This is a genomic window from Dolichospermum planctonicum (assembly GCF_005402965.1).
Classification (GTDB): Bacteria; Cyanobacteriota; Cyanobacteriia; order Cyanobacteriales; family Nostocaceae; genus Dolichospermum; species Dolichospermum planctonicum.
Genome location: NZ_BJCF01000126.1, coordinates 1 through 747 on the forward strand (window position 1 = coordinate 1; position 747 = coordinate 747).

Here is a 747-nt window from a genome sequence, read left to right on the forward strand (position 1 = left end):
TCTTTAGACTTTGGTTAATTTCGCTTTTAGCTAATTCCCATTTTCCCTGTTGCTGATAAGTCAAGGCAAGATTACTTCGTACTAAGGCTTGATTAAGAGAATCCTGGGGTAAGGACTGGATAGCTTGTTCCCAAATTGGGATAGCTTCGCTAAATTTCCCAGCTTTATACAATTGGCTTGCTTGTTCAATTAATTGGTCATTATCCGGTTTATTTATCTGATTTTGGGCAATTACAGGAGTAATAGCCAGGGAAAAACAAAAAAGTAAAATCAGTGGCAAAAGAGAACGATAGAATCTTTTTTGCAGAGAAAATTTGTTTTTCTGGGTTATTTTCCGGGTTGTTTTCTGATTTATTCTCATTTTCTTTCAACTCCACCTTAATTTGATGCACAAGTAATAGCAGTATTGACTCTCTCAGCGGGGTTTCCTGTGGAATGAGCGACCAAAACCACATCTCCCTGACTATTGATTTCCCAACCCTGGGCTGGAACAATGGTTTTAAATGCTGTTTTCTCCATGTTTGCAGATCTAGAGTTAATAGCAGATGATGATTTTACAGATGTGGGCGCAATTAAACTTACTTCTACCTCACTACTACTAGGTAGTTGATCTGAAGTCAAGGCTAAACCCCCCCTACCTTTAACTATTAATGAATTTTGTCCTTGACGGCAAGAATTGGTGACAATAGCAGCAGTAAGTAAATTTTCAGGTAAATCAATTAATCCTTGACTAGGATCTACTTCTGG

2 pseudogenes are annotated in these 747 nt (G+C 37.9%); both read right to left on the minus strand.

The window, feature by feature from the left end:
• A pseudogene (locus FFO06_RS20715) lies at positions 1–361 on the minus strand (tetratricopeptide repeat protein); the annotation flags it as partial.
• A gap of 17 nt (positions 362–378) precedes the next feature.
• Positions 379–747, minus strand: a pseudogene (locus tag FFO06_RS21290) (hypothetical protein); the annotation flags it as partial.